Annotated in this window: 1 protein-coding gene; it reads left to right on the forward strand. The window is 33.5% G+C overall.

Annotation, left to right across the window (positions count from 1 at the left end):
* A partial coding sequence (locus AC1DJR_RS33045; RefSeq protein WP_477004573.1) for a LytS/YhcK type 5TM receptor domain-containing protein occupies positions 1-535 on the forward strand: 535 nt, incomplete at both ends.

The raw sequence follows: 535 nt of genomic DNA on the forward strand, positions 1-535 counted from the left end.
ATACTAAGTATCACTTTCGCAGCAAAAACAAATAATGGTTTTCAGTTCGACATGCGACATATCGTATTAATTGTCGGCACGTTAACGGGAGGGCCTATTGCTGGTGGTTCTATTTTAGCTGTATTAAACATTTATCGCTTTTTATTGGGAGGAATAGGTGCGTTTCCATCCTTTATCGCTTCTATTCTCCTATTTATTGTTCTACTATTAACATACAAATTTTTTAATCGAAGTTCTAATCATATAAAAATAACACTTGCTATTTTTTACAGTCTTACTTATGGATTTAGTTGGATACCATTTTTCCTTGCAAGTGTTACAAATGAGGCAGATTATATACCACATATCATTGTGTACGAACTATGTACGATGATTGGCACGATCCTTATTTTATATTTACTACACATATTACAAATGCAAGTTCGTCTCCAAAATGAACTTATGAACGCTGAGAAATTTCATTTAATCGGCGAAATGGCAGCTTCTATCTCTCATGAAATTCGTAATCCTTTAACTGCAACGAAAGGTTTTTTAC

This window comes from Bacillus sp. 05T31, assembly GCF_056396725.1.